The organism is Streptomyces sp. NPDC056361, from assembly GCF_042262805.1.
Lineage (GTDB): Bacteria > Actinomycetota > Actinomycetes > Streptomycetales > Streptomycetaceae > Streptomyces.
Window position 1 is genome coordinate 1 of the sequence record NZ_JBHJQI010000220.1, and the last position, 9,202, is coordinate 9,202.

The following is a 9,202-nucleotide window of genomic DNA, read 5'->3' on the forward strand; positions in this document are numbered from 1 at the left end:
CTCCTGGAGCGCTCGATCGCCACCTCGCTCACCCCCCGGGACGAGGCCGCCGCCGAGGGCCTGCGCTGGACCCGCGGGATGCTTCGCGCCGCCACCCGCGACCCCGCGCTCCGGGCCGTCTGGTACCGGGTCAACCAGGAGTCCGAGGAACGGCTCCGCGAGGTCGTCGCCGCGCTCGCCGGACCCGGCGCCGACCCGCTGGAGGTACGGCTCGTGGCGGCCGCGGCCACGGACGCCATCCGGATCGCGCTGGAGAGCTGGGCCGAGACCGGCACGGGGGCGGACACCGGGGACGGGACGACCGCCGGGGACGGGACGGCCACCGGGCGCGGCCCCGACGCCGGAGTCGGCATCGGGGCCGGAGTCGGGGCCGGGGCCGGGCACGGGACCGACGCCGGCGCGCCCGTGCGCGGCGAGGGCTCCCCGGCCGCCCTCGCGGTCCGCTGCCTGCGCGAACTGACCGGCGGGATGCGGCTGCTGCGCGACTCAGCCGAGTAGCGAACGGCCCATCAGGACATCGTCCACGTACACCCCGTCGAGCAGGAACTCCCCCGGCAGCACGCCCTCGACGGCGAAGCCCTCGGAGGCGTACAGCGCGCGGGCCGGCGCGTTGTGCCCGAGCACCCGCAGCGTGATCCGCCTCGCGCCGTCCTCCCGCGACCGGTCCACGGCGGCCCTCAGGAGCGCCCTGGCGACCCCCCGCCCCCGGACGGCCTCGGCGACGACCAGGCCCTGGATCTGGCGGACGTGGGCGTTGACGGCCAGCGGGGTCGGCCGCACCACCCGGACGTAGCCGACGAGCACGCCCCCGCGCACGGCGACCAGGTAGTCCCCCGGCACGTGGCGGTCGTCGAAGAAGGGCTCGTACGGCTCCGCCGGGGCGGGCTGCACGGCGTGGAGGGTCGACCAGGCGGCCCGGTCGAGCGCGCCGAGGGCGTCCGCGTCGTCGGGCCCCGCTGAACGTATGTGCGTCTCCGGCACGATCATGGCGGCCACTGTGTCACGCCCCGGGCGGGAAGGGCAGGATGGTGCCCATGCAGCGTTCCGCCATCCGCAAGCGTGTCGCCGTCACCGGCGCCTCCGGGCTCATCGGCTCCGCCCTCGTCCGCTCCCTGCGCGCCGACGGCCACGACGTCCTCCGGCTCGTCCGCCGCCCGGCCGGGGCCGCCGACGAGGTCGAATGGGACCCGAAGCGGCTGTACGTCGACGCCGCCGGGCTCGTCGGCGTCGACGCCGTCGTCCACCTGGCGGGCGCCGGAGTCGGCGAACGCCGCTGGAACGAGGCGTACAAGAAGGAGATCCGGGACAGCCGGGTGCTCGGCACGACGGCGATCGCCCAGGCGCTCGCCTCGCTCGCCGACCCGCCGGAGACGCTCGTCTGCGGCACGGCGCTCGGCTGGTACGGGGACACCGGCGACCGCGCGGTCGACGAGAGCGCACCCGCCGGCGACGGCTTCCTGCCCTCGGTCTGCGTCGAGTGGGAGGCCGCCGCCGCCCCCGCCGAAGAGGCCGGCATCCGCGTCACCTACGCCCGTACCGGCCTCGTCGTGGCGCGCGAGGGCGGGGCGTGGGGACGGCTCTTCCCGATCTTCCGCGCCGGGCTCGGCGGGCGGATGGGCGACGGCCGCCAGTACTGGTCGTACATCTCCCTCCACGACGAGGTCGCCGCCCTCCGCCACCTGGTCGACACCCCCTCCGTCACCGGCCCCGTCAACCTCACCGCCCCCGAACCCGTCACCAACCGCGAGGTGACGGCGGCGATGGGCCGGGTGCTCCGCCGCCCGACCTTGTTCACCGTGCCCGCCGCCGCCCTCAAGATCGTCCTCGGCGACTTCGCCCAGGACGTGCTGGGCAGTCAGCGCGTCCTCCCCGGACGCCTGTTGGAGTCCGGCTTCGACTTCGCCTTCCCCACGATCGACGACTCGATCCGCGCGGCGACCCACTGACGCGCGCCCGACTCCCGCGCCCTCCCTCCCTGGGCCTGCTTCCGTAGGCCTACCTCCGCGGGCCTACCTCCGCGGGCCTACCTCCGCGGGCCTACCTCCGTAGGCCTGTCTCCGCGGGCCTGTCTCCGCGGGCCGACGTTCGGAGGCCTGCTTCCGTAGACCTGCTTCCGTAGGCCGGCGTACGGAGGCGGGCCTCCCTGGGCCTGCTTCCGTACGCCCGCCTCCGCATCCCTGTGCTCCCCCGTGCCGCACGCACCCCGGTGCGCGCGGCTGGCACCCGTGGGAGCGCTGCCTAGGCTCGACCCGAACGGCGAACTCGGGCATTCCGGAGGCCCGTTGGGGGCATAGGCCTCCCACCGGCCGCGCCGACCTGGGGAGGGGCACGTGCTCAGCAGCGCAGACAGCGCAAGGACCGCACAGCGTACGGACGTCGTGGAGACCGTCGACGTCGTGATCGTGGGAGCCGGCATCGCGGGACTCACGGCCGCCCACCGGCTGACCGGCGCCGGGCTCTCCGTCGCCGTCCTGGAGGCGGAGACGCAGATAGGAGGCCGGCTGGCGACCGACACCGTCGACGGCTTCCTGCTCGACCGGGTGGGCCCCCTGCTCACCCTGTCGCACGAGGAACTGCGGACGATGCCGGGCCTCGACGGCCTCGCACTCCGCCCCTACGGCCCCGGGGTGCTCGTGCACACCGACGGCCGGTACGCGCGATGGGGCGCACCGCACCCCCGCAGGACCCCCGGCGGGGTCCGGAGCGGTGGCCACCGGAGCGTGGGGGGAGCGTTCAGCGTGGCGCGCGCCCTCGCGAGCGCCCCCCGTCATCCGGCCGCCTCGCTCGACCAGGCGCGGCTCGGCGCGTCCCTCGTCCGGCTCGCCGCGACCCCGACGCAACGGCTGCTCGCCCGCCCGGAGCGGACCGCCCGCGAGGCCCTCACGGCCAGGCTGCCCGCCCGGACCGTCCAGGGAGTGCTGCGGCCCCTGCTCGCGGCGCTCCTCGCCGACCCCGACCTCGGCACGTCCAGCCGTCAGGCGGACCTGGCGCTCCGCGCGTTCGCCCGGGGGCGGCTCTCCGCGCCCCAGGGCGGCTCGGCGGCGCTCCCGCAGCGGCTCGCCGCCACCCTGCCGCCCGGCACCGTCCGCACCGGCGTGCGGGTCACCGAGGCGTCCGTCTCCCGGGTCACGACGGCGGAGCACGGGGTGTTCGGCTGCCGCTCGATGATCCTCGCGACCGGGGCCCGGTCGGCCGCGGCCCTGCTGCCCGGCCTTCGGACGCCCGGCTTCCACCCGGTCACCGTCCTCCACCACACCGCGCCCGTGGCGCCCACCGGGGACCCGACCCTCATCCTGGAATCCGACCCCGGCGGGCCCGTGGCCCACACCGCCGTCATGAGCGCCGTCGACCCGAGCCGCGCGCCGGCCGGCCGGGCCCTCATCACCTCCACGGTGCTCGGCACGCCCCCCGACGACACCGAACGGCGCGTCCGCAAGCACCTCGCCACGCTGTACGGCACGTCCACCGACGAATGGGAGCTCCTCGGCCTCCACCACACCCCCGACGCCGTCCCCGCGATGCCGCCCCCGCACGACACCCGGCGCTCCGTGCGCCTCCTCGCCGGCCTCTACGTCTGCGGCGACCACCGTGCCGCCGGCACCGTCCACGGCGCCCTCACCTCCGCCCACCGCGCCGCCACCGCCCTCCTCACCGACCTCGGCCTCCCTCTCACCCCCGCCCCCGAACAGGCCGCCTGACCCCGCGCACGCGGGTGGCGACCGCGCGCCCCAGGACCGGGGGCCCTGGGCCCCTGAGGCCCGGGTTCCGGGCCGCGCTCGCCACCCGGGAGCACGGGCTGCGTCCCGGCGCCCGGAGTTGCGATCCGCGTCCCCGGGCGACGGGCATTGCGGGTGCGCCTCCGCCGCCTGTGTTGCAGGCCGCGCCCGCCCGGCCGCCCCCCGCGTTGTGGGCAACTGTTCCGCAGGGGCGTGGGGGTCCCCCCGGACGGAGTCTGGGGGAGGGACGATTGCCCACACGGAGGTGGACGGGCCGCGGGTAGCGGGTGCGAGGCCCCCGCAACGGGCGGCGGGGCGCCGGCCCGCGCAGGGGCGGGCGGCGGGTGCTGCCCGGCGGCGAGGGCGCCCGTCAGCAGGCAGGGCCCCGGGGCGGGGGCAGGGCCCCGGGGTGGCAGGTTTCGGGGAGGGGTGGGTTAGTTGAGGGTGGCTACGCGGTCGCGGTAGGTGCGGGCGGCGGCGGCGTCGCGGTAGGGCTCGAGGCGGCGCTCGAAGTCGCGGACGTATTCGACGGCGCGGGCGGACCGCATTTCGGAGGCCTGCTGGGCGGCCTCGGCACCGAGCGCGCAGGCCTGGTCGAGTTCGCCGAGGGCGAGGCGGGAGGTGGCGAGGACGACCCGGCAGAAGAGGCGGCTGCGGGCGAAGCCGGGGGCGCGGAGTTGGAGGGCGCGTTCGGCGTGCTGGGCGGCGGGCCGGTACTGCTGGAGGTCGCGGTGGCAGTGGCCGAGTTCGTCGGCGAGCTGGGCCTCGTCGAACATGCGGGCCCAGTAGGGCACCTCGTCGCCGGGCCGGGCCGCTTCGAGGGCGCGTTCGGCGCGGACGAGGGAGGCGCTGCAGGCGCGGGCCTCGCCGAGGACGGCGTGTCCGCGGGCCTCGATGGCGTGCAGCATCGCCTGGACGACGGGTGGCGCGGCGGGGCCGACGCCCTGCTGGGCGACCCGGGCGAGCTGCACGGCCTCGCGTCCGTGGCCGAGGTAGACGGCCTGGCAGCTCATGGTGAGGAGCACGTACGAGCCGTAGGCCCGGTCCCCGGCGGCCTGGGCGAGGCGCAGTGCCTGGACGAAGTAGCGCTGGGCGAGGCCGTGGGCGGCGATGTCGTACGACGTCCAGCCGGCGAGCCGGGTGAGGTCGGCGACGGCGGCGAAGAGGCGGCGGCCGACGGACTCGCCGTACGTGCCGCGCAGCATCGGCTCGGCCTCGTGCTCCAGGTAGCGGACGAGGGCCTGGCGGGCGTGGCCGCCGCCGTAGGCGTGGTCGAGGGTGCGGAAGAGTTCGCCGACGGAGCGGAGGGCGGCGATGTCGCCGCTGGAGACCCGCTGGCCCGGCCCCCTGTCGGTGCCGCGCTGGCGGGGTACGGAGAAGCGGCCCTGGGGCGGGACCCGGGGGTCGTGCGGGGGCGTGCCGGCGGGGGGCCGGGTGGTGGTGGGGGCGGGTTCCCCGCGCGCGACCCGGTCGTCGGCGCGGCCGATCAGCCAGTCGCGGCTGGGGACGACGAGGCCGGCGGGGGTGAAGGCGATCTTGCGGAGTTCGGCGTGGCTGCCGGAGTCCTTGCGCCACAGGCCGCTGACGATGTCGACGGCTTCCTCGGGGGTGGCCGCGAACTCCAGGCCCGCGTAGACCGGCGCGCAGGCGTCGAGGCCGAGGTCCTGGGCGGAGAGCCGGCGGCCGAGTCGGCGGGTGAAGACCTCGGCGATGAGGGCGGGGGTGGTGCCGCGCGGCTGCTGCCCGCGGAGCCAGCGGGTCACGGAGGTCTTGTCGTACCGCAGGTCGAGGCCGTGTTCCAGACCGAGCTGGTCGACCCGTCTCGCGAGGCCCGCGTTGGAGAACCCGGCTTCGGCGATGAGCGCGGCGAGCTGGCGGTTCGGGATGCGCTGCGGTGGTCGTTCCGTCATCAGCTGTGCGGTCTCCTGCCTTCCGGGTCCCGGCGGCAGCCCCGTCGGACCCTCATGGAACGGCGCGAATTTAGCGGTCTCCGCGGCCCGTACCGCCACCTTCGCCCCACATTCATCCGATCGTGTGAGGATTGACGGCATCGCTGACGTAGGCGCCCCCGGTCACCTGCCGGAGGGGTGTCCGCGTCGCCGCCGTACAGTGGCATGGGCGCGAATGACGCATCGGTGCCGAGCCGGCCCGGGATGATCCCCGGTCCCCGGTCGCCGGCACCCAGGAGGAGGCATGGCCGTGAGTGAGCTGCGATTCGTCCGCCTTGGGTTCGGCGAGGAAGCCGTCGAGTACCAGGTGGCCTGGGACAAGCAGCGCGAGGTGCACGCCGCGCGGTTCGCCGACGAGATCGACGACACCTGTCTGCTCCTGGAGCACCCGCCGGTCTACACGGCGGGGCGGCGCACGGCGGAGAACGAGCGCCCGCTGGACGGGACGCCGGTGGTGGACGTGGACCGCGGCGGGAAGATCACCTGGCACGGCCCCGGCCAGCTGGTCGGCTATCCGATCATGAAGCTGCCCCGTCCGGTGGACGTCGTCGCGCACGTCCGTCGCCTGGAGGAGGCCCTGATCCGCACGGCCGCCGAGTTCGGCGTGGAGACGTCGCGGGTCGAGGGGCGCAGCGGGGTCTGGGTGCTCGGCGACCCGGTCGAGCAGCGGCCGTCGTTCGGCGGGCTGTCCCTCGACTTCGACCCCCGGCTGACGGACGAGGAGTTCGACCCGCGGCTGAACGGCCCCGAGTACGCCCCGTCCAACGCCGGCCAGCGCCGTGAGGACCGCAAGCTCGCGGCCATCGGCATCCGGGTCGCCAAGGGCGTCACCATGCACGGTTTCGCCCTCAACGTGAACCCGGACAACACCTGGTTCGACCGCATCATCCCGTGCGGCATCCGCGACGCGGGCGTGGCCTCGCTCGCCAACGAGCTGGGCCGGGACGTCACGATCGAGGAGGTGCTGCCGGTGGTGGAGCGCCACCTGCGGGAGGTCCTGGAGCACGCGGAGCTGAAGCCCCGCGAGATCGAGCGCCCGGTGGAACCGGCCTCGGCCTGAGGACCCCGGGAGGAATCCCGAGGACCCTCCAGAGGAATGCAGGGCCCTGGCCAGAGGTTGGCCAGACGTAGTAAGGCATGGGAACCAACGGCGTACCCTGGTGTGCGCCGAAGAATCGAAGCTACAGGAGCCGATGTGTCCGCAGTCGCCCCCGACGGACGCAAGATGCTGCGCCTGGAGGTCCGGAACGCCCAGACCCCCATCGAGCGCAAGCCCGAGTGGATCAAGACCCGCGCGAAGATGGGTCCGGAGTACACGAAGATGCAGAGCCTCGTGAAGAGCGAGGGTCTGCACACGGTCTGCCAGGAGGCGGGCTGTCCCAACATCTTCGAGTGCTGGGAGGACCGCGAGGCCACCTTCCTCATCGGCGGTGACCAGTGCACCCGGCGCTGCGACTTCTGCCAGATCGACACGGGCAAGCCCGAGGCGCTGGACCGTGACGAGCCGCGCCGCGTGGGCGAGTCGGTCGTCACGATGGACCTGAACTACGCCACCATCACGGGCGTCGCGCGCGACGACCTGGAGGACGGCGGCGCCTGGCTGTACGCGGAGACCGTGCGCCAGATCCACCAGCAGACCGCGGACCGCGCCGAGGGCCGGACCAAGGTCGAGCTGCTCGCCCCCGACTTCAACGCGGTGCCGGAGCTCCTGGCGGAGGTCTTCGCCTCCCGCCCCGAGGTCTTCGCGCACAACGTGGAGACGGTCCCGCGGATCTTCAAGCGGATCCGTCCCGGCTTCCGCTACGAGCGGTCCCTGGACGTCATCACGAAGGCGCGGGACTACGGTCTGGTCACGAAGTCGAACCTGATCCTCGGCATGGGCGAGACCCGCGAGGAGGTCAGCGAGGCGCTCCGCCAGCTGCACGACGCGGGCTGCGAGCTCATCACGATCACCCAGTACCTGCGTCCGTCCGTCCGGCACCACCCCGTCGAGCGCTGGGTGAAGCCGCAGGAGTTCGTGGAGCTGAAGGAGGAGGCCGACGAGATCGGCTTCTCCGGCGTGATGTCGGGCCCGCTGGTCCGCTCCTCGTACCGCGCGGGGCGCCTCTTCCAGCAGGCGATCGAGAAGCGCGGCGCGGTCGACAACGCCACGCAGGCCGTCTGAGGCGTACGCGGGGCGCACCGCGCCCTGTGTGAATCCGAGCACAAGTAGTTACCGGCCGGTAGTGGCCGGATCCGGTGCGGCCCGTACGGCCCCGCAGCTCAGCGGGGGCGTACGGGCCGCACGCGCGTTCCCGAAGTGGTCCGACCGGCCGCATCAACGTTTCATCAGTGTTTGACCACCGGGTCACGCCCTGGTAACACCGATCTGTGAGCCTGGATTCACTCACCGCCACCACCCGCTCGCATCCCCCCACCTCGTCTCACCCGCAATCGAGAGAGGACCCCGACATGCCGGCCGCATCGACGCACGTCCGCGTCACCGCGATCCCGTCCGTCACCGACGCCCTGAAGGCCGTGGAGGCGCTGCTCCTCGGCGCCGGACAGCGCACCGCCCGGCGCAACGCCTGGAACTCCGTCCTGGAGGACCGCCGCCGCGCCCGCGACCGGGTCGAGGCCCAGCATGTGATGGAGGCCGCGTCCGGTCGGACCTCGCGGGCCACGTAAACTTCAGGACATGGCGAGGAAGGCAAACACGGGCAGCGCTGACGCTGCGACTCAAGGGCGACTGAAGCAGATCGCCCTCACGTACCAGATGACCCGGAAGGCCGACCCCAAGGTCGGTCTGGTCGTCGCGGGCGTGGGCATCGTCGTACTCGGTGCCCTCCTCGGGATCGGCTTCCTCATCGGTCATCCGGTCTATCTGGGCATCCTGGGATTCGTCCTGGCGCTCCTGGCGGCGGCCATCGTGTTCGGACGGCGCGCCGAGCGCGCCGCCTTCGGACAGATGGAAGGCCAGCCGGGCGCTGCCGCGGCGGTGCTCCAGAACGTCGGACGCGGCTGGACCACGACCCCCGCGGTCGCGATGAACCGCAGCCAGGACGTCGTGCACCGCGCGGTCGGCCGGGCCGGCATCGTGCTGGTCGCCGAGGGCAACCCGAACCGGGTCAAGACCCTGCTCGCGGCCGAGAAGAAGCGGATGAACCGCGTCGTGGTGGACGTGCCGGTGCACGACATCATCGTCGGCGACGGCGAGGGCCAGGTGCCGCTGAAGAAGGTCCGCACGACCATGCTCAAGATGCCCCGGGTGCTCACCGGCCCCCAGGTCACCGCCGCCAACGACCGGCTGCGGGCCATGGGCGACCTGATGAGCAACATGCCGCTGCCGAAGGGTCCGATGCCCAAGGGCATGCGGATGCCGCGCGGCGGAAAGACGCGCTGACACGACGATTCCGCACCCCGTACGAGGAAGGCCCCGGACCAGTTCGCGCTTGAGTTCGACGCCCGCGATGAAGAAGAAGACGGCCAGCAGCCCGTCCGAGGCCCAGTGGCCGATGGAGAGGTTCAGGCCCAGCCAGGGGATGTCGAGGTGGTGGT

General features: G+C 74.2%; 8 protein-coding genes and 2 pseudogenes. 7 read left to right on the top strand and 3 right to left on the bottom strand.

The features are described from left to right. Positions 1-498: pseudogene (locus ACFCY7_RS38205) on the top strand (hypothetical protein); the annotation flags it as partial. On the opposite strand, the gene ACFCY7_RS38210 reads toward ACFCY7_RS38205, so the two are convergent. Next, a complete protein-coding gene (locus tag ACFCY7_RS38210; protein WP_376490692.1) occupies positions 487-987 on the bottom strand; it encodes a GNAT family N-acetyltransferase in 501 nt (166 codons plus the stop codon). The pseudogene ACFCY7_RS38205 and the gene ACFCY7_RS38210 overlap by 12 nt on opposite strands. Positions 988-1,025: 38 nt before the next feature. Between ACFCY7_RS38210 and ACFCY7_RS38215 the strand changes: the two genes are divergently transcribed. Together ACFCY7_RS38215 and ACFCY7_RS38220 are read left to right on the top strand one after the other, a co-directional pair. Further along, positions 1,026-1,946 carry a TIGR01777 family oxidoreductase gene (locus tag ACFCY7_RS38215; protein ID WP_376490693.1) on the top strand — a complete coding sequence of 307 codons (921 nt, stop codon included), beginning with the start codon at positions 1,026-1,028 and terminating at the stop codon, positions 1,944-1,946. Between the two features lie 384 nt (positions 1,947-2,330). Further along, positions 2,331-3,698, top strand: coding sequence for an NAD(P)/FAD-dependent oxidoreductase (locus ACFCY7_RS38220; RefSeq protein ID WP_376490694.1), 1,368 nt, complete (start codon positions 2,331-2,333; stop codon positions 3,696-3,698). 452 nt (positions 3,699-4,150) lie between these two features. Here ACFCY7_RS38220 and ACFCY7_RS38225 read toward each other — a convergent pair whose 3' ends face one another. Beyond that, a complete protein-coding gene (locus ACFCY7_RS38225) occupies positions 4,151-5,626 on the bottom strand; it encodes a regulator (RefSeq protein ID WP_376490695.1) in 1,476 nt (491 codons plus the stop codon). Positions 5,627-5,915: 289 nt separating this feature from the next. Here ACFCY7_RS38225 and lipB point away from each other — a divergent pair, with 289 nt between their 5' ends. The 4 genes from lipB to ACFCY7_RS38245 all read left to right on the top strand — a co-directional run bounded on the left by lipB (position 5,916) and on the right by ACFCY7_RS38245 (position 9,047). Then, complete coding sequence (gene lipB, locus ACFCY7_RS38230) at positions 5,916-6,725, top strand: lipoyl(octanoyl) transferase LipB (protein ID WP_376490696.1); 810 nt, start codon at positions 5,916-5,918, stop codon at positions 6,723-6,725. Positions 6,726-6,860: 135 nt separating this feature from the next. Then, positions 6,861-7,829, top strand: coding sequence for a lipoyl synthase (lipA, locus tag ACFCY7_RS38235; RefSeq protein WP_367825121.1), 969 nt, complete (start codon positions 6,861-6,863; stop codon positions 7,827-7,829). A 287-nt stretch (positions 7,830-8,116) separates the two neighbouring features. After that, a complete protein-coding gene (locus ACFCY7_RS38240; protein ID WP_367825120.1) occupies positions 8,117-8,332 on the top strand; it encodes a hypothetical protein in 216 nt (71 codons plus the stop codon). Between the two features lie 10 nt (positions 8,333-8,342). After that, entirely contained in the window at positions 8,343-9,047 is a 705-nt protein-coding gene (locus tag ACFCY7_RS38245; RefSeq protein ID WP_376490697.1) for a DUF4191 domain-containing protein, read from the top strand. Between the two features lie 30 nt (positions 9,048-9,077). On the opposite strand, the pseudogene ACFCY7_RS38250 reads toward ACFCY7_RS38245, so the two are convergent. Beyond that, positions 9,078-9,202, bottom strand: a pseudogene (locus ACFCY7_RS38250) (Na+/H+ antiporter NhaA); the annotation flags it as partial.